This is a genomic window from Photobacterium pectinilyticum, from assembly GCF_024357955.1.
In the GTDB taxonomy this organism is placed as follows: Bacteria; Pseudomonadota; Gammaproteobacteria; order Enterobacterales; family Vibrionaceae; genus Photobacterium; species Photobacterium pectinilyticum.
Map to the genome: position 1 here is coordinate 36,163 of NZ_JANEYT010000025.1, position 19,917 is coordinate 56,079.

Below are 19,917 nucleotides of genomic sequence, written 5' to 3' on the forward strand. Positions count from 1 at the left end.
ATATGTTCTTAAAGAAAGGAAGCAAACCAGCAGAAATTACAGCGCCATTAGATAAAATTGAGGCTAAAGACGAAAATTACGCTGCGCCATTCCATACAGTGAATCCTCAGGAGCAGTTAATTAAAGAAGCCATTATTGACGATCTGTTTAACACACTGGATCTCTCTTTGCTCGAAAATATGCCATTAGACCAAGCCCATGAACAAATTGCTGAAATGTCAGCAATGCTACTTTTGGAAAAAGACGTTCCCCTAAATGCAGATGGTCGTAAACGAGTTATAGAAGAAATCGGCAATGAAATTCTTGGGTTAGGCCCGTTAGAACCTTTACTAAAAGACAAAACGATTTCGGATATTTTGGTTAACTCTAGTAGCCAAATTTTTATTGAGCGTAAAGGTAAGCTCGAACCCACCAATGCCACTTTCCGAGACGATAGGCACTTATTAAATGTTATCGATAAAATAGTATCTCAGGTTGGACGAAGAATTGATGAAAGTTCACCTATGGTTGATGCAAGATTAAAAGACGGCTCGCGGGTTAATGCGATAATACCTCCACTTGCAATCGATGGACCGTCGCTATCAATTCGAAAATTCGCCGTTGAAAAGCTTCAAATTGAACAGCTTCTTGACTACGGTTCGTTGAATGAAGAAATGGCTCACTTTTTACAAGCGATAGTTAAAGGCAGACTGAACATTTTGATCTCAGGGGGTACAGGGTCAGGGAAAACTACGACCCTCAATATTTGCTCTTCTTTCATCCCAAAAAATGAGCGTATTGTCACCATTGAAGACTCCGCTGAATTACAGCTTCAGCAACCACATGTGGTTAGATTAGAAACCCGCCCACCGAACATTGAAGGCCGAGGATTAATTGGGCAGCGGGAACTAGTTATTAATTCACTCCGAATGCGTCCCGACCGCATTGTTGTCGGTGAAGTTCGTGGAGCAGAAGCTGTTGACATGTTAGCAGCAATGAACACAGGTCATGATGGCTCGATGACAACAATACACGCCAATACACCTCGTGATGCCTTGGGCAGAATTGAAAATATGTTCGCCATGGCAGGTTGGAATATGCCGATTAAAAATGTTCGATCTCAGATTGCATCTGCACTTAATGTAGTGGTTCAGTTACGCCGAATGGAAGATGGTAAACGACGCATTACCAGTATTGTCGAGGTTAATGCGATGGAAGGCGATGTTATCACTTTAACTGAATTATTCAATTTTAGCCGAAGAGGGTTCGATGAAGATGGTAATGTCATGGGTCATTATCAAGCTACAGGGAATGTTCCATCCTTTATGGATGATTTTAAACACAAGGGGATAGATATCCCCTATTCCTACTTCAATTCAACAAGCAGTGGGAGTTTCTAATGGATCTGAATTTACAACTATATTTGATTATATTGTTTGTTGCAGTTGTCGTTATATCGCAAACTATATTGATATCGGCGTCTGGCACTCGAGCAAATCGAAATCGACTACTGAAAAAACAGCTTGAAGCCATCGCCGAATCTGGTAAGCCACAGCAACAGTCTTTATTACGAAAGAGTTACCTTGATAATCTTGGACCTACAGAGCGTTGGTTAGAAAATAATGCATTTGGTGAGTACCTCAGTGAAAGGCTTTCACTGGCAGGGCTCAACTGGAAAGCATACAAGGTTGCCATCTGGCTTACTATTACAATATTCTTTGCCATGTTCAGCGTACTTTTTATAACACAAAACCTAAAAATGGCTGTTGCTACACCAGCTATCATTATCGTAGCTTTTATCGTTTTTATTCAACAACAAACAGAAAAAAGGCTCCATCTATTTGAAGAGCAATTTGTAGAAGCATTGGATGTAATGAAACGTGCTTTGCTTGTTGGATACCCTTTTACTGAAGTTATGAAAACTGTCAGTGAAGAAATGCCTCCCCCTATCTCAGTTGAATTTGGAAAAACTTTCGTTGAACTCAATTATGGTGTCGATATTAAAGTCGCACTCGCTAACCTAGCACAGCGCAACCCTTCTGTAAGCGTACTTGCTTTTAACAGCGCTGTCGTAATTCAAAAAGAAACAGGTGGTAATTTAGCTGAAACTCTAGATAAAATATCGGCGGTTATCCGCAGCCGTTTCAGGCTAATGAGGAAAGTTCGAACACTTTCAGCAGAGGGAAGAATGTCAGCGTGGGTACTAATGATGGTCCCTTTTGTTCTATTTTTGATGCTATATGTCAGTAACCCGGGCTACATTGCTCCATTGTTAGAGTCGGAAAGAGGCCACACTGTATTAACGGTAACAGCTATCTTAATGACGCTTGGCCTTTTCTGGATTCGTAAATTACTACGTATAGAGGTTTAGTATGGAGTATCTGGTCAGTGTATTAAATACCTATATAGGTGATGAAAACATATCAAAGTGGCTTTTTTTGGGCCTCGCTTTTTTGAGTGCTGTAGCTTTTACAATCAGTATTAGCATTCTCATAAATAATTCAACAACGCCCTTAAAACGCCGTTTAAATAAAATATCGAGTATCAATAAGCCCCAGTTTACCGGCAGTTTGCAAACAGAGCAGAAAAACACCCTCGAATCGATAGAGAAATATGTCACCCCTAAATCAAAAGCTGAACAGCTCAATACAAAACAGTTATTGATGCATGCAGGTTATGAAAAAAGCTCGGCATTAACATCTTTCTACGCAATTAAAATCATCTTATCTTTATTGGCATTAGTTACCTCAATCATTGTAACTAAATTTATACCTGAGCTGACTACGCAGAAAGTTGTGTTTTATATCTTGCTTTCAGTCGCTGTCACCTCTTACCTACCTAATATGTTCTTAAAAAAATTAGCTGACAAGCGAACTAAAGATCTGAGGAACGCCTTCCCTGATGCCCTTGACCTATTAGTCGTCTCAACTGAAGCTGGTTTAGGGTTCCAAGCAGCATTAAACAGGGTGGCAAAAGAAATTGACTCTATATCTCCGGCTCTTGGCCAAGAACTACAGATTGTATGTCAAAAGGCTCGGGTTGGGATATCAATGCCGGTGGCACTCAACCAATTTATTGAAAGGACAGGATTAACTGAACTTCAAGGTCTAATCAGTATAATAACCCAGTCTGTAAAACTTGGCTCAAGCATGGGTGATACATTGAGAGACTATGCTGATGAATTTCGGGACCGGCGTATGCAAAGAGCAGAAGAAGAAGCCGCCAAAATAGGAACGAAAATGATTTTTCCATTAGTAACTTGCATTTGGCCAGGTTTTTTTGCAGTTGCTGTAGGCCCTGCTATCGTAAAGGTATTGGATATGTTTGCAAGCCGTTAGCCAAGTAAAAGGATGTTTAATAATGAGTGCTAAAAAATTGTTCAATAATAAAATAATTATTTTTTCGATAGCATCATCTCTTCTCGTCGGCTGTTCAAGTAATAATACAGCCTCTACCAATGACAGCGTAGATTTTAACCATGAGCTTTATGAAGGAAAATCCACGTTAGGGCTAACAGGTGACTTTCCTCCTGAGAATGCAAAAGAAGCATTACTTAGAGGTGATCAAGCTTACTTAGCCAATGACTCTGATCTCGCTTTATATGAATATATACGAGCCTTAAGCTTTCCCTCCCAAGAATATGCTGATCAAGCCTTTTATAAGATTGGCTATATCCACCAACAAAGAGGGAATTTCGAACTAGCAAAACTTGCCTATACAAGAGCGGCTCTCATTGCCGAAGATAACATTCAATATGCGGCTTCTGTTGGCATTGTAGAGCTAAAGCTTGGCGAGCAAGACAATGCAAAAAAACAACTTCTAAGAGCCATAAAGATGGATCAGCAAAGGCAAGGAAAATCTGATTGGGATTCAGAAAAAGACCTATTCTCTCAACGCTTATTGATTGATAGTAATTCTCCCTTAAGTGCATATATCGGTCTTGGTATAATATCCGATCTTGATGCCAAGCATAAACCTGCTCAACAAATTTATCTAACCGCTTTAAGTGTTAACAATCGTTCTGAAAAAGCATTGACTAACCTTGGATACTCTTATTACTTAGACGGTAATTTAAAGCAATCAGAAATTATAAATAGAAGAACGACTACGCTATACCCTAACAATAAACGAGCATGGTCTAACCTTGGACTTACTTATATAAAGTCAAAGCAATATGAAGATGCCCTTGATGCTTTATCAAATGTAATGCCAAGAGAAAAGGCTTTGAACGATATTGGATACTTTGCCATGTTAGAGGGGGATTACGAGTCTGCCATTAACTATCTAGAAAGAGCAGTTAATACAAGCCCAACATTCTATGCAAAAGCCCAAGAGAACCTCAAGCGAGCCCAAAAGCTACAAATATCAGCACCGGCAGTGAAATTGTCTAAATATAGAGATAGCAACCAAACTCAAACTACCGTTTATTCAATTACCGATACAACCCACTAGATAAAATAAAAAGCCTGATTTTAATCAGGCTTTTTATTTTTCGATATATTGCAAAAATTACTTTTCGCGACGCTTCTTCACATCACCAGCTAGTTGTCGAAGTACCTTCTCAGTGTCATCAAAACCGATACACGCATCTGTGATGCTCTGGCCATAGGTCGGCTCTTGTCCTTCAACGATATCCTGACGACCTTCAACAAGGTGGCTTTCAATCATTACACCGAAGATAGCTTTATTGCCTGCTGCAATCTGGCTGCCAACATCTTCAGAAACCAATAACTGGCGCTGGTACTGTTTAAGGCTGTTTGCGTGACTGAAGTCAATCATCACTTTTTGACGCAGACCGGCTTTTTCAAGCTGCTCTGTAATGCCATTCACGTGTTCCTGGCTGTAGTTTGGCTCTTTACCACCACGTAAAATGATGTGGCAATCTTCGTTACCAGCAGTCGAAACAATCGCAGAATGGCCATATTTAGTAACTGACAGGAAATGGTGAGGTGCGCTTGACGAGCCAATTGCATCAGTTGCAATCTTGATGTTGCCATCAGTACCGTTTTTGAAACCTACTGGACATGAAAGGCCTGATGACAGCTCACGGTGAACCTGAGATTCAGTGGTACGAGCGCCAATTGCCCCCCAGCTGATCAGATCACCCATATACTGTGGTGTGATCATATCTAGAAATTCACCTGCTGTTGGTACACCCATATCAGTCAGGTCTAACAGCAACTTACGGCCAATACGTAGGCCATCATTTAGCTGGAAGCTGTTATCCATGTATGGGTCATTAATAAGCCCTTTCCAGCCAACCGTTGTACGTGGCTTTTCAAAGTAAACACGCATAACAACTTCAAGTTCGCCCTTCAGCTCTTCACGAAGCGCTCTTAGCTTCTGGCCATACTCCAATGCCGCTTTTGTATCATGAATAGAACAAGGGCCGACAATGACCAACAGACGGTCATCTTCGTCATTGAGGATTTTATGAATCGATTGGCGAGCTTGATATACCGTTTCAGACGCATTTTCAGTTGCAGGGAAACGTTCCAGTACTGCAACTGGAGGGAGAAGTTCTTTAATTTCGCGAATACGAACATCATCGGTTTTATGCATTGTTACTTCCTAATTTACGCACCCATCAACTGTAAACTTAAAATTACAAGTTTTGTTGACAGTATATTCCAAATCCAATTGACTTTAACTTATCTGTCTTTTATGTGCAGTGCAAACGCTAATTAGCCAATTTGGTGATTTTTTTTCAAAACGGTGGCTATTTAATCAACATGATGCGTAATAGGCTTGATTTCACAATTATATGCCTATAATCGGTTCATCTCTTTGAATTCCACATTACAAAGCAATAACATAGGCTCATAAAACCTTCTCTTTGGAGCGGTCTGGATGACCAAAGAAACTGTTATTTCGTTTCAGAACATCAATAAGTGGTATGGAGATTTCCAGGCACTAAAGAACATCAATTTGACCATTACCCGCGGGGAAAAGCTGGTTATATGTGGCCCTTCAGGCTCTGGGAAGTCAACTTTGATAAGGTGTATCAACGGTCTTGAGCAATTCAGTGAAGGGCAACTTGAGGTCGCCGGTCACAGCCTCAATGCACAACATCTCAAGCGTATTCGAGGCCAGGTGGGTATGGTTTTTCAGCATTTCAATTTATTTCCCCATATGACGGTACGCGAAAACCTCACCCTTGCCCCCCGACGTACCCGGAAGATGAATAAGCAAGATGCTGATCAATTAGCGATGGAGTACCTGGAACGTGTGCACATTGCTCATCAGGCAGATAAATATCCTGCACAGCTCTCCGGCGGCCAACAACAGCGTGTGGCTATCGCCCGTTCACTGTGCATGAAACCTGATATCCTTCTGTTTGATGAACCAACATCTGCACTCGACCCAGAGATGATCCGCGAAGTATTGGATGTCATGACCGAACTGGCCGAGGAAGGTATGACCATGATCTGTGTGACCCACGAAATGGGTTTTGCGCGAAAAGTTGCTGATCGAGTGGTCTTCATGGACGAAGGCGAAATTGTAGAGGTTGCCCCACCAGCACAATTATTTGATGCGCCTAAACATCCGAGAACTCAACTTTTCCTTGAACAGATCTTAAGTTATTAAGGGCTTAACTATGGTTCAGAATGTTGTTGGTTCATCACGGTGGTTTCACGTTATGGGCCGTATTTCCAAACCTTTCTTTTCGGGGTTATTGCAAGTTGGCCTAGTGGCTTTCTTCTTGATGTGGTTACTCGATACCGGGGCGGATGCGATGAACTACCGCTGGCAATGGTATCGCATTCCGCAATACCTCTGGTTTTTTGAAGACGGGCAATGGTTCCCTGCAGAGTTATTAGAAGGACTAAAGGTCACTTTGAACATCTCTGCTGTTAGTTTATTTTTTACGTTAGCCATTGGTTTGGTGGTCGCATTACTTCGTCTATCTGATTCCATTGTGGGCCGAGGCATTGCTAAATGTTATATCGAACTGATTCGAAACACTCCCTTATTGGTTCAAATCTACTTGTTGTATTTCGTTTTCGGCCCAGTCCTTGGGCTTGAGAGGTTTACAACAGCGGTATTGGCACTATCTCTTTTCCAAGGCGCTTATACAGCAGAGATTTTTCGAGCCGGATTAACAAATATTGATAAAGGACAGTTCGAAGCGAGTAATAGCCTAGGTTTATCCACTATAGATAGCTATCGTTTTGTTATTTTACCGCAAGTGATTAAGCGCATATTGCCACCGCTAACCAATGAAGCGGTTTCTCTTGTCAAAAATTCGTCGATAGTCAGTGTGATGGCCATATTCGACCTTACAACCGAAGGGCGAAATATTGTCGCGGATACCGCTATGCCTTTCGAAGTTTGGTTTACTGTTGCAGGTATATACCTTGTGGTCACCCTGACACTATCGGGCCTAGCAGCTTGGCTTGCTCATCGGCTCAACACACCATCACACTAAGCCAATGATTAACCAATAAAATACAAGTAAAACAACACTCACAAAGCAATCATCAACAAAACATTCGTACAAGGAGAAAGGAAGCATGAAACGATTACTATCAGCATTTATTGCTGTTATGGCGCTGACAATGGCCACCGTCTCGACAGCCGCTGATAAAAGTGCGCTTATTGAAATTAAAGAACGCGGAACACTTCGGGTGGGGCTGTCGACATTCGTCCCATGGGCGATGAGAGACAAGCAAGGCGAACTCGTTGGTTTTGAAGTCGATGTTGCCCGCCGTTTGGCAAAAGATGCTGGACTCAAACTGGAGTTTATCCCAACAGCTTGGGATGGCATTATCCCTGCGTTGCTAGCGGGTAAATTCGACGTTATTATCGGTGGCTTATCTATTACACCAGAACGCAACATGAGCGTGCTTTTTACCAGCCCATACGCACACTCAGGTGTTCAGCTTGCCGCCCACAAAGATCTTGCCGCAGATAAATCAAGTTTTGAAGACTACAACAAACGTAGTGTTACCCTAGCCGTACGCCGCGGTGCTTTTACCGTACAAACAGCGAAAAAGTACTTCCCAAAAGCAAAACTACGCCAGTTTGATGATGAAGCACAGGCCTTCCAAGAAGTATTGAATGGCAATGCCCACGCTGCCCTCGCCTCATCGCCGAAACCTGAGCACATGGCAATTCAGTACAGTAACAAGCTGTATATCCCTTTTGATGAGCGTTTGAGCCGTGGTTCTGAAGCTTTTGCTATCCGGCACGGTGAGTTTGACTTGCTTAATTTCTTCAACAACTGGATTTTACTCCGTACCGAAGACGGCTGGTTGAAAGAGCGCCATGATTACTGGTTCACTACCTTAGATTGGGAAGACCAGATCGCACAAGGACAATAAGTGTTGTCGCAAACAAAGACCCAAGTCATGCCGGGAATCAATTTCCCGGCACGACTAAAACTAAGCAAATTGGATGCAGTGCTAATCCTGCTAATTGTCGCGGCTGTTGGTTGGCTTTGGTACCGTTCATCCGCTGGAATACATTATCAATGGAACTGGGATAAAGCTTTTACTCTCGTAATGACACCTGGTCGCAACGGTGAACTTCCATACTTCTTTCAAGGACTATTGGCAACATTACGCCTTAGCCTATGGGGTATGGTTTTTGCTGGTTTACTCGGCTTAATGTTAGGTTTAGCCCGCCGTTCATCATGGTTCTTCTTGAGGTTACCAGCACAGGCCTATATTCAGCTGGTGAGAAATATCCCACCACTGGTGTTTGTATTTATCTTCTACTTTTTCATTTCTAGCCAGTTGGTTCCAGCCCTGGGTTTAGAAAGCGTATTGAGAAATACCCCAACTGATATCAGCTCTTGGCAGTCCTTCTTATTTGGTCCAGCCAAACTGTGGGAAAACTTATTCTCAGGGATCCTATGTGTGGGGCTCATTGCAGCAGCTTATATCGCTGAAATCGTTCGCTCTGGGATCGATGCTATTGCCAAGGGACAGTGGGAAGCCGCTGATTCGCTCGGCCTATCACGATTAGACAGATTCAGGTTTATCATTTTTCCACAGGCTTTAAGTGGTATCGTACCGCCACTGGCAGGCCAGTTCATTTCCTTAGTTAAAGATTCATCCATTATCTCGCTGATTTCCATTCAGGAGCTAACCTTTGTTGGCAGTGAAATTGCCAATTCATCGGGTCTGATATTCGAAATTTGGCTGTTGGTTGGTGCAGGTTATCTCATCCTGTGCTTTGGTCTCTCAGTACTATTCAGTTATCTTGAAAAACACTCTCAAAAGCATCACCCGATACGATAAATACATATCAGGCAGCAGTTAGCATGGGTTGTGTAAAAACGCACTGAAGCGAATAACTGAAAAACAAAAGGGAGCCAACTTATGGCTCCCTTTTTATTTGAAATACACTGAGCTTTCTGTGATGTAACTCTCTGTCTCCAATGTGTTCCATCCCTATTTTTTTCATTACCTGACGTGCTGACATATTGCGAATGCAGGTAAAGCCGATAATGCTGTGAAAGCCGGCCTCGCGAAAGCCGTATTCTAATATCGCCCGACCGATTTCAGTTGCATAACCTTGATGCCAATGATCCTCACAAATCACCCATTCAATTTCAGCGGTGGATTCATTATCGCCATAGGGATGCAATCCCACTCGGCCAATCAAGGTATCGCAGTCAGATAAAATTAGCGGGCAGTTAAAGTAACCGCGGCGACCATTACCCATTGATAGATCAACATGGAGTTTCTGTAACTCATGCCTCGCCCTTTCTTCAGACCAAGGTTTTTCTTCCGTAAAGGTATGAACTGATTGATTGGACATTATCCGGTATAAGCCAGCAATATCGTCTTCATCCCAGGGTCTGATATAAAGGCGTTGAGTTTTAATACTCGGCGACACATCTAAAATCATATTCATCCCTCTTTCTCAGAGCCTAGCTCATATCTCGGCCTAGGCTCAGTGATTAACAAAAGGAGGGGTTAGCTCTCCTTTTTGCCAAATTGTTCTGACCATCCCGGCCATAGCGTTGCAAAATCCATATACTCCTCGAGCATATCAGCAACTCGGTCGATGCCCTGTTCACGGATCAAATTAAAATCCGGCGAACACGTTGAAGTTAGACCAGCCCATTTTAAAATAGCATCACAGGCTTCTTGTTGCTCAAAAATACCGTGCAAGTAAGTACCAAACACCTGGTTATCAATACCAAACTTGCCGTCTTTGTTGCCAGCTAGACAAATTGGCGCATCTTGATCTACACCTTCTGTCACGCCAGCATGGATTTCATAGCCTCTGACAGGAACACTATCCTGATCTGGTATTGTCAGGCTGCCTGTTACTTGCTTCAGCTGTTTATGAGGGGCCAATACTGTCGAAACTGATAAGTATCCAAGCCCCCAGCTTGTACCCGGCTCACCTTCAATACCATCGAGGTCCGCAATAGATTCACCCAGCATCTGGTAACCACCACAAATACCCATCACCTTACCGCCTAAGCGAAGATGACGGGCAATTTGTTGGTCCCAACCTTGCTCCCTAAGGTAGTCCAAATCACTGCGAACACTTTTAGTCCCTGGAATAATAATAAGATCAGATGGCGGAATTTGCTGACCTTTACCGATAAATTGCATATTTACTTGCGGGTGCATGCGCAAAGGGTCAAAGTCAGTATGATTACTGACACGGGTTAGCACTGGTACCGACACCCTTAATTGATCACCGTCTGCATCTACCTGCTGAACATCAATCGCATCCTCAGCCTCCAGCATCAGGCCATGCAGATAAGGTAGAACCCCCAACACTGGCTTACCGGTTTTTTGCTCCAGCCATTCCAGTCCCCCCTCCAGCAATTTGATATCACCGCGGAACCGGTTGATCACAAAACCTTTTACCCGTGCTTGCTCGCTTTCCGACAGTAAGGCTAGTGTGCCATAAAGATGCGCAAACACGCCGCCACGGTCGATATCTGCCACAATGATCACCGGTACATCAGCCTCTTCGGCAAATCCCATGTTGGCAACATCATTTTCACGCAAGTTAATCTCGGCTGGACTGCCCGCCCCTTCGATAATAACGGTTTGGTATTCTTGCTGAAGAATACCGAAAGACTCCATGATCGGGCCTAACACCACTTTTTTATAGTTGTGATAGCCCACTGCATCCATATCAGCCAAAGCCTTGCCCTGAACGATAACCTGCGCACCAATATCGGTATTCGGTTTTAATAATACCGGGTTCATGTGTACTGTCGGCTCAATCTTTGCCGCCTGCGCCTGTACCGCTTGTGCACGGCCGATCTCTCCACCATCTTTGGTTACCGCACTGTTTAGTGCCATATTTTGTGACTTAAATGGGGCGACTTTAATATTCTTACGTGCTAATACACGGCACAGCCCTGCCACCAGCACACTCTTACCTGCGTCAGAGGTGGTTCCCTGAACCATTAAGCACTTATTATTCAACAATTTAACTCCAAACCATAAGAGACAAAAAAAACATGAGCATCTAATCAATCACATTGAATTCAATCCAAAATTTCTGACTGTAGATTATTTGGTACACTTTTTGGTACACAGAAGATTTGGTACAAGTTGTTGCTCATTATTAGAAATAGCATCATACCATAATGGATTAAACTATAACTTTACTACCCATATATGCACTCATAATCACATCATTTCCTACGCAGCAGGAACAAACATCAATGGAAATATTCAAACGTTAACTCCCCCCTCTTACATGCTCACACTTTATGTTTGGATTCAGCGTGATACTTTTGACTTACCTGCCTACAAAATTGTTAACCGCTATCACTATCGCATTGTTGATGTGCAAGCGTATATCAATGACGGTGAAGTCAAATAAAGGAATCTGTTTGTAAAAATAACATGCCCTTCTGCCTAAGCGAAAACAGCCTAGGGCCACTCACAAACAATCCGAAATTAGATATCAACTCGTAACACTAAGTGAAAAACTTGGCTTTGCTTAAAACAAATTTTTTAATACAAAGTGAACTTGTAAGCTTTTACTTTAGATGATGCCCGGTCGGACGTGTACCAGCACTTTAAAATCAATCACTTATGAAATATAACAAAAATATTCGGATAGATTTTAGGAAATTCAGACTGAAAATCGCTTTGAACTTTCCTAACTGAGGAGGCTATACAATCCAGTTAAATGGTGCGGCGTTCTATATATCCCCCCCCTAAATTAACTAATGAGTTGTCCGCTCATACTCCATTCATATTTACCCCGACACCTCATCCTTCAAACATATCGAGCAAGAGATATAGTGAAGTAAACACAACCAGCGAGGCGAAACACATGGAGAATACAAAGTACCAAACAGTAGAAGAAATCATGCTCGTTTCAGGAGAAACCATTGCTCGCATGCTCGATATAACTGAAGAAAAGTTTGATAAACTAGTTAACACTGGGGTGTTCTTCTGCCCTACTTACCAGGTCGGAAACCTTAAGCGGTATAGCCTTAATGACGTAGTTGTCTTCATCAACGGTTGTAAACTGCCCGAGGGAAATCGGTACGTGGCACCAGTTAGGCATGTTAAACAATATTAGTGATCAGTAGCGTTAACCAATAGACAACTGAAAACAGGTTGAAGACTGCAACTTCGAACTATTATTGTGCATCTAGGTGAACTCCGGATTTTTAGCAAATACGTGCTCGCAACAGAGTATCCGCCCCATAATCCCACGGGGCGAGTATTAATGACTGAAGTCCCAGAGAAGTAAAAGAGTTGTGAACTGGGTCTGGTTGGGCCAACTATTCCATGCAGTTAAATGACCTCTGGCAAAGCCGGAGGCTTATTAGATGACGCCCTCGAAGGGCTAAAGTAAGCGCCCAAGGCGCATTAAACTCCAAACTTCAACTGGTCACGGTGTCAATCCTGCTCTTCTTGAACTCGGATATACGCTCGTACCATTTTCTCATCAAGACCAACGGTTGAAACAAAATAACCTCTCGTCCAAAACGCCTCACCAGTGAAGTTTCTCTGTTTTCCTTTGAAGTTTCTGGCTATCGATATAGCACTTTTCCCTTTCATGTAACCAACTACATGTGAAACTGACAATTTGGGTGGAATACTGAGGCGCAATGTACATAATCTTTCATCAAATATCCCTCTTCGATAACTATCTCTTGCCGTTGAACTAGCTCATGAAAGACATCACCAAGATGCTTTCTAATCGCACCAAATATCACTTTCTGTCTTTTCTTGAAAATAAATACAATATGGTATTTACAATCCTATCGCATATGAGACAAACGTTTATAATATCGCATAGGTTATTCCTTCTTACCCTTGGTCAAGTTCAGAAGGTACCTATACCGCGGTAAAGGTAAAACCTATGCGAGTCTCCCCGGCATAGCCGGGGGTTTACCCATGATTAATTAGTAAGGCGTATAGAGCAGACTAATTCCTAGGCATTTCTGAGTTACTATTTTTGCTAACTTAACAGATGATTAATTATTTCAAACAACTTTATAGCATGCATTTGTCTCAGCTAACTTTCAGCGCTCAGGTCAGTCGGCCTGGAATAAGTGTTAGTGATATCACAGAACGAAATTTAAAGTATAAACCTTAACCAAACTGTGACTCATGATGCATAAAATTCATACAAATTAGCTGTAATATCCTAATGTCCTACATTAGAACACTGCAGAAAAGGAGCACCTGAATGTTCAACGTGGAAAAAAATGAAACGGTATCTTCGTTAATCGTCAAGCAGGTGATCAAGAAGATCGACTGCGGTGAGCTAAAAGAAGGCGATACCCTCCCCATAGAACGGGAGCTAGCAGAACTATTTGGGGCGAGCCGTAATACCGTTCGAGAAGCCTTGAGGGTACTTGAAACTTACGGTGTCGTCAGAACTTCCGTCCGGAAACCACCAATGATTGTTAGAGACAACTTGAAGGCCAGTGTTGCTATTGCTTCTATACGTTTTGGACAAAGCGAAAAGCAATTCCATGAAATGCGTAAATTAAGGCAAGTCGTTGAACTGAGCCTAGTGGATAATATTTTCGAGCATATAACTGATGATGACATAGTAACCCTGAAGTATATAAACAATGAATTAAAAGCAGCCTCTTGTAATACTATCTCATCCCAACTTGATTTTGATTTTCATAACAAGTTAGTTTCCATTTCGCAAAACTCAATCTCTTGCGTTATCTATTTGTCATTATCAGAACAAATCAAAAACATTATGCAGATAGGTAACAACATAAATGAATCTAACGAAGAAGCCTATTTAGGGCACGAGAGAGTTATCCAATCATTAATTGATAGAGACCGTGACCTATTTCGAAGATATTTATCCGATCATTTTGAATACAGTCAGGAGATGCTTAAACAAACCATTGTCGCTTAAACGCTAGTCAACCTTTAAGCCACGCGTATCAGCGTGGCATAGCGAAAAATAACAAATATGCTGGGTCCTTCGGCAGGGACATTTATACCCGAAACAACACTATTTAATTTTTTTTGGTTATTCAGAGCAACGTTGATATGTGTAAAGGAGGGAAAATGAAAAAAACACACCGCAGCCAAGAATGGTTCGGAAGAGCAGATAAATCAGGGTTCATCAGTCGGAGCTGGATGAAAAATCAAGGGTACCCGAACGATATATTTGATGGCCGGCCAGTTATTGGTATCTGCAATACCTGGTCAGATCTAACCCCTTGCAACGCTCACCTCCGAGACTTGGCAGAGAGGGTCAAATATGGGGTTCTGGAAGCTGGGGGGGTTCCTTTTGAATTCCCAGCTATGTCATTGGGTGAGGCACTGATGAAGCCAACCACAATGCTCTACCGAAACCTTGCAAGCATGGATGTGGAAGAGAGTATCAGGGCTAACCCCATAGACGGCGTAGTGTTACTTGTGAATTGCGACAAAACGACCCCATCTTGCTTGATGGGGGCTGCAAGTGTCGATATACCCACCATTGCTGTAAGTGGTGGGGCAATGCTCAACGGAAAGTACAAAGGCAGGGATATCGGCTCAGGCACAGATCTGTGGAAGTTTAGTGAGGAGCTGCGCTCAGGTATTATTTCCCAAGATGAGTTTGACGCCATCGAGAACTCAATGTCACGCTCCAATGGTGCCTGCAACACAATGGGGACCGCATCGAGCATGGCTTGCATGGTAGAAGCACTGGGGATGACCCTTCCAAACGGAGCCACAATCCCAGCAGTGGATGCTGAACGCCGGCGTATTGCTCAACTCGCAGGCCGTCGTATTGTGGGTATGGTAAAAGAGGATCTCAGGATCTCTCACATACTCACCCGGGAAGCGTTAGAGAACGCAATTATGTGTAATGCGGCCATTGGCGGGTCAACGAACTTCATCCTGCACTTGCAAGCTATTGCTGGCCGACTTGGCATACCGCTGGATCTGACTCAATTTGATAAACTCAGCGCTGATATACCGCTGATGGCAAACCTCAAACCTTCTGGTGATTTCTTAATGGAAGACTTCCACTATGCGGGTGGGCTTGGCGCATTGATCACCAATCTGCAAAATATTCTCCACAAACAGGTTATTCAGGCAAACGGTAAGACCTTACAGGAAAACTACGCATCTTTTCCTACTTACAATGACAATGTTATATCAACCTTTGAGCGTCCTTTTCAAACCAATTCTGGCACAGCCGTTCTGAAAGGCTCCCTCGCACCTAGTGGGGCTATTATCAAAACATCAGCAGCCTCACCGGAATTATTGTCCGTTAAACAAAAATGCTATGTATTCGAAAATATCGAACAATATAACCAGCAGATAAATGCCCCTGATTTACCGGTTGACCAAGATACCATTCTGGTGCTTAAAGATGCCGGCGTGAAAGGTTATCCAGGCATGCCAGAAGTCGGCAACTTTGGTTTACCTAAAAAGCTTCTGCAGCAAGGCGTAAGAGATATGGTTCGTATATCCGATGGAAGGATGTCAGGCACAGCATTTGGAACAATCGTGTTGCATGTCAGTCCTGAATCTGCTGATGGCGGACCTCTGGCACATGTCCAAACCGGTGATGTTATCGAAATGGATGTTGCTGAAAGGAAGCTTAATCTCTGTATCTCAGACGAAGAGCTAACAAAAAGAAAAGAAAGTTGGGCCCCCCCCTCACCCAAAGCGACCCGAGGCTACGCCAAACTTTATATTAACACGGTGCAACCATCGCACCTTGGAGGCGACCTTGACTTCTTAGTTGGGGGAAGTGGCTCAGAAATAAAGCGAGAACCGCACCCAGAATAATATGTTTTTTGTCCCCTCCCCAATAACGAGCAAATAAATAATGCGAACTTGACGAACAAGTTTGCAGGTATTCAAACATCCAAAAAGGTGAAACTATTATGGACAATGTTACTTTTATTATTGTGTTTGGACTCTACCTCATAGGTATAACCGGGTTTGGTATTTGGGTTTCCCGAAAACATAAATCCGGTGAAGACTTCTTACTCGCCGGCCGAAGTCTTGGCGCATTTCTCTTAATGGGCACAACAATCGCCACCTGTATCGGTACGGGTTCCACTATGGGGGCCGTTGGAACAGGCTACAATAACGGCTGGCTTGGTGCTGTCTATGGCTTAGCGGTTGGCATCGGTCTAATCGCCACGGCAATATTTTTTGCTGACTCCAGGGAAAAACGCTTCGTCACTATGTCCGAAGAAGTGGCATTTTATTATGGAGGGAATAAATCTATGAAGTCAGTTGTTGGTGTCCTGGTGTTTCTCGCCTCTGTTGGTTGGTTGGGCGGCCATATAGTCGGCGGTGGTATGTACTTATCATGGGCAACCGGTATTGATCTAACAACAGCAAAGATAATCACTGCTATTGGTTTTGGCCTATTCACAGTAATCGGCGGTTATGTCGCAGTTGTATGGACAGATACCATTATGGCGTTTGTGCTGTTCTTCGGGTTCCTGATCATGGCCGGTGTGTCGGTTTACCTTGTCGGTGGGATTAGTCCCCTTGAAGAAGTGGCTGGCGGGCGTATTTTATCTTTTGGTATTGATAATATGGGTTGGGGAGCGTTCCTGGCTATTATTGTAGCGAGTTCCATTAGCATCATCGCCACCCCATCAATTCGCCAACGCATTTACTCAGGCAAAGACACCAAAACCATTAAGAAAAGCTTTATTGTCTCCGGTATTGTTTGTGCCATGTTTGCATTTATCCCTGCTATTGTCGGGGTATCAGCCTCAATACTCATTCCCGACCTAGACAAAGCCAATTTCGCATTCCCCCAAATGGCTGCGACCATTTTGACCCCAGCTGTTGGCTTGCTTGTAGTAATCGCTGGCCTATCAGCAACCATGTCTTCAGCCAGTTCTGATGCAATGGCAGGAACATCAATTCTTGTCCGTGACCTATATCCTGTCCTAACAAAAGGTAAACAAGCACCTAGTGATTTGGTCGTGAAAATTTCACGGTTCAGCCTCGTCATCACTATCGTAACAGCCCTCTTGTTCTCGATAACAGCAAACGACGTTCTCTCTTACCTAACCAAGATGCTTTCAACCATCACAACAGGCTTAGCTATCGCAATAATACTCGGCAGGTTTTGGCCCCGTGCGACCTGGCAAGGCGGTTTGGCCTCAATTTTCGGCGGTTCCCTCACCTCGTTGGCTGTAATGACGTTCCCTACATTATCAAATGCGGTTGGGCACCCTGCTGTACCGGCATTAGTCATGGCAATTCTCTGTGGTGTGATTGTGAGCCTATCTACCAGACGGGAGGATTTCGACCCGGAAGAAGTTTTGATGCAATTAAAAGAAGAAAGAACAATTTAAGGAGAATAAATGTCTATGAAATGGAACAATGATACTGAGTTATTCAAGTTGGCCAAAGAGAAGTTATTTGTCGCTTTGGTCGGTGATATTTTAGATAAAATGGGATACCACCATCAATTTCTATCACCTCAATTGAAACCGATACGGAATGATATGGTGATCATTGGCCGTGCCATGCCGGTACTCGAAGCAGATTTTTACGGCGATCACCCCGGTCATTCTGAAATCACTCAACAACCATTTGGTCGTATGTTTGAAGCCCTCGATGACCTGAAAGAGAACGAGGTGTATATCTGTTCAGGCAGCTCACACCGATATGCATTGTGGGGAGGGCTAATGTCAACCCGTGCTTTACAATGTGGTGCTGCAGGCGCAGTTGTGCATGGCTTTCATCGGGACACCAACGAGATTGAACGTCTTAATTTTCCTGTTGCCTCCTTTGGGAGTTATGCCCAAGATCAAGGCGTGCGAGGAAAGGTTATTGACTGGCGAGTACCTATTGAAGTTGATGGTGTATCAGTCAAAAATGGCGACATTATTTTTGGAGACCGAGATGGTGTCCTAGTTATCCCACAAGAAGCGGCAACCGAAGCCTTTCAGGGAGCATTTGAGAAGGCTGAGGGTGAAAATGAAGTGCTTCAAGCTCTGGAAAAAGGTATGACAACTGTCGAGGCTTTCCAAAAGTTCGGGATTATGTAATAGTATTGAAAAGAGGCAAGCGCAGTGCTTATCGATTTTGCGTTTGCCTTTTATCAGTGAGATGATTTTAAGCAAACCATCAACAGCTCTAGGTCAGCATTGATCACAAGGTCATGACCTGCTCCCCGCTTTCTAATCCAGCCATCCTATATGTGGCTGGCCAGGATCATCAGCTAGTGCTGTACTCATCGATTGCACTTAGAAACTTATCGATATCATCCTCTCTTTGCAGATACGGTACGGATTTATTGTATAGGTGTAGGTAAGTTTGTCCGTAGGTATAGTTAGTAGTAAAAGCTGAATCAGGACTGTTGCTATCAATGAAATTAAAGATGTACCCCTGACCATTGGAGGTTTTTTCAATTTCAGTGATTAATAATGCATGAGAATCGATCCCTTTTATTTGCAATTTTACGTAAGCTACTCTTTTTCTAACCGCTACCTCTTCATAGATCTCATCCATGTACTTTTTTAGCTTTTCAGGTGTTGTCTCATAACTACCAGAAAGCCCATTGATCCACTGCCAAAGCAGGACACCATCAAAAAGCTGCCATAGATTTAAATACTTCTGAATTTCCTCTTTGAATTCGATTGAAAACTCAGCAAAGTTATTGAACCCGCTAATCTCTAAGACCTCTTTGCCTTTTATTAGGTTGCGGATGATCTTTTTTGCTTCTTTCTTGGAGCATTTCGGTTCATTTGGCCTGTATGTGGTAAGGTATAACGCAGCGCGCTGCAAGCGCGAATGCCACCAGCACACACCCGCGTTAAAAAGACCGCCAGTATTTTTGAAAGCGATTAGGTTCTCATTAGACTCGAAATATTCTTTAATCCCAGCCAAGTGTTTGAAGTAGTTAGGATCCTGAGATTTCTCTATGAACTCTTTTTTCGACGTTGAGGCTTTTTGATGCTTAAAGCCCAGTGTTTTTCCAGATTGCTTAATCTCATCAGTATACATACTCATGAGACGTTGCTTTTCGATATGACTGCTTTTCAGCCTTGCTTCGGCACTAATCAAAGCAGATTTTTCGTCAGGTGACAACGCATTAATATGTTTCGCATTGAGTACTTCAATGTCATCTGAGTCAAAGAATTCAATTTCATCTGTGTGTTTCATACTAAACGACCTCCATGATCAGTTGCAGTAGAACGAATAGACACCATATATAATACTAGTTGCACTCAAGGGAATAACCACACTGTTAATGCACTCTTTCTGTGAGCGTTAAGGTGACTACTCACCGTGAAGTAGTGAATCCAACTCTGGCGTGTCTATCAAGTCGGTGGTTATTCAATTCGACAGACAGGAATGATTAACCTCACTTTCCATGTCACTATATTTGACCTGCAAAGATGTTTCCGGATAACGTCATTTCATAGATTCAAAGATAACAAGGAGAGTTCTTTGAAACACAACATTATAGAATGGGTCAATGACCATGATGATAAATGGCTCTTTACGCTACTCTACGTTGGTTCTGCCATTGTTT

Annotated in this window: 17 protein-coding genes and 1 pseudogene; 13 read left to right on the top strand and 5 right to left on the bottom strand. The window is 43.0% G+C overall.

Features of this window, described 5'->3' with window-relative positions:
* Positions 1-2: 2 nt before the first annotated feature.
* Genes NHN17_RS12530 through NHN17_RS12545 form a run of 4 tightly spaced genes read left to right on the top strand, consistent with a single transcriptional unit; the run spans position 3 to position 4,431 of the window.
* Positions 3-1,379 carry a TadA family conjugal transfer-associated ATPase gene (locus tag NHN17_RS12530; protein ID WP_255042899.1) on the top strand — a complete coding sequence of 459 codons (1,377 nt, stop codon included), beginning with the start codon at positions 3-5 and terminating at the stop codon, positions 1,377-1,379.
* Positions 1,379-2,350, top strand: coding sequence for a type II secretion system F family protein (locus NHN17_RS12535; RefSeq protein ID WP_255042900.1), 972 nt, complete (start codon positions 1,379-1,381; stop codon positions 2,348-2,350). Before NHN17_RS12530 ends, NHN17_RS12535 begins: the two co-directional genes overlap by 1 nt.
* A gap of 1 nt (position 2,351) precedes the next feature.
* A complete protein-coding gene (locus NHN17_RS12540; RefSeq protein WP_255042901.1) occupies positions 2,352-3,317 on the top strand; it encodes a type II secretion system F family protein in 966 nt (321 codons plus the stop codon).
* A 22-nt stretch (positions 3,318-3,339) separates the two neighbouring features.
* Positions 3,340-4,431: a tetratricopeptide repeat protein gene (locus NHN17_RS12545; RefSeq protein WP_255042902.1), complete on the top strand. Its 1,092-nt coding sequence runs from the start codon at positions 3,340-3,342 to the stop codon at positions 4,429-4,431.
* Between the two features lie 57 nt (positions 4,432-4,488).
* Here the strand turns inward: NHN17_RS12545 and aroG are convergent, their stop codons facing one another.
* On the bottom strand, positions 4,489-5,541 hold the full coding sequence (gene aroG / locus NHN17_RS12550; RefSeq protein WP_255042903.1) for a 3-deoxy-7-phosphoheptulonate synthase AroG: 1,053 nt from the start codon (positions 5,539-5,541) through the stop codon (positions 4,489-4,491).
* A 288-nt stretch (positions 5,542-5,829) separates the two neighbouring features.
* Between aroG and NHN17_RS12555 the strand changes: the two genes are divergently transcribed.
* The 4 genes from NHN17_RS12555 (at position 5,830) to NHN17_RS12570 (ending at position 9,224) form a co-directional block, all read left to right on the top strand.
* A complete protein-coding gene (locus NHN17_RS12555) occupies positions 5,830-6,567 on the top strand; it encodes an amino acid ABC transporter ATP-binding protein (RefSeq protein WP_255042904.1) in 738 nt (245 codons plus the stop codon).
* 10 nt (positions 6,568-6,577) lie between these two features.
* Positions 6,578-7,408, top strand: coding sequence for an amino acid ABC transporter permease (locus NHN17_RS12560; RefSeq protein ID WP_255042905.1), 831 nt, complete (start codon positions 6,578-6,580; stop codon positions 7,406-7,408).
* 118 nt (positions 7,409-7,526) lie between these two features.
* Positions 7,527-8,303 carry a transporter substrate-binding domain-containing protein gene (locus NHN17_RS12565; protein WP_373689562.1) on the top strand — a complete coding sequence of 259 codons (777 nt, stop codon included), beginning with the start codon at positions 7,527-7,529 and terminating at the stop codon, positions 8,301-8,303.
* 27 nt (positions 8,304-8,330) lie between these two features.
* The gene (locus NHN17_RS12570) at positions 8,331-9,224 is read left to right on the top strand and encodes an amino acid ABC transporter permease (RefSeq protein ID WP_255042928.1); all 894 of its coding nucleotides are present in this window, start codon (positions 8,331-8,333) and stop codon (positions 9,222-9,224) included.
* A 79-nt stretch (positions 9,225-9,303) separates the two neighbouring features.
* Here the strand turns inward: NHN17_RS12570 and NHN17_RS12575 are convergent, their stop codons facing one another.
* A complete protein-coding gene (locus NHN17_RS12575) occupies positions 9,304-9,843 on the bottom strand; it encodes a GNAT family N-acetyltransferase (RefSeq protein WP_255042907.1) in 540 nt (179 codons plus the stop codon).
* Between the two features lie 62 nt (positions 9,844-9,905).
* Positions 9,906-11,369, bottom strand: coding sequence for a cobyric acid synthase (locus tag NHN17_RS12580; protein WP_255042929.1), 1,464 nt, complete (start codon positions 11,367-11,369; stop codon positions 9,906-9,908).
* Between the two features lie 880 nt (positions 11,370-12,249).
* Here NHN17_RS12580 and NHN17_RS12585 point away from each other — a divergent pair.
* The gene (locus tag NHN17_RS12585) at positions 12,250-12,501 is read left to right on the top strand and encodes a hypothetical protein (RefSeq protein ID WP_255042908.1); all 252 of its coding nucleotides are present in this window, start codon (positions 12,250-12,252) and stop codon (positions 12,499-12,501) included.
* A 323-nt stretch (positions 12,502-12,824) separates the two neighbouring features.
* Here NHN17_RS12585 and tnpA read toward each other — a convergent pair.
* Positions 12,825-13,177, bottom strand: a pseudogene (tnpA, locus tag NHN17_RS12590) (IS200/IS605 family transposase); the annotation flags it as partial.
* Positions 13,178-13,620: 443 nt separating this feature from the next.
* On the opposite strand from tnpA, the gene NHN17_RS12595 reads away from it, so the two are divergent.
* From NHN17_RS12595 to NHN17_RS12610, 4 genes are all read left to right on the top strand, one after another.
* A complete protein-coding gene (locus NHN17_RS12595; protein WP_255042909.1) occupies positions 13,621-14,313 on the top strand; it encodes a FadR/GntR family transcriptional regulator in 693 nt (230 codons plus the stop codon).
* Positions 14,314-14,468: 155 nt separating this feature from the next.
* Positions 14,469-16,190, top strand: a complete 1,722-nt coding sequence (locus NHN17_RS12600; protein ID WP_255042910.1) for an IlvD/Edd family dehydratase — start codon at positions 14,469-14,471, stop codon at positions 16,188-16,190.
* Positions 16,191-16,288: 98 nt separating this feature from the next.
* Positions 16,289-17,728: a sodium:solute symporter family protein gene (locus tag NHN17_RS12605; protein WP_255042911.1), complete on the top strand. Its 1,440-nt coding sequence runs from the start codon at positions 16,289-16,291 to the stop codon at positions 17,726-17,728.
* Positions 17,729-17,737: 9 nt separating this feature from the next.
* Positions 17,738-18,427 (top strand): RraA family protein, encoded by a 690-nt coding sequence (locus tag NHN17_RS12610; RefSeq protein ID WP_255042912.1) that lies wholly within the window; start codon positions 17,738-17,740, stop codon positions 18,425-18,427.
* A 169-nt stretch (positions 18,428-18,596) separates the two neighbouring features.
* Here NHN17_RS12610 and NHN17_RS12615 read toward each other — a convergent pair whose 3' ends face one another.
* Complete coding sequence (locus tag NHN17_RS12615; RefSeq protein ID WP_255042913.1) at positions 18,597-19,544, bottom strand: hypothetical protein; 948 nt, start codon at positions 19,542-19,544, stop codon at positions 18,597-18,599.
* Positions 19,545-19,917 lie beyond the last annotated feature (373 nt).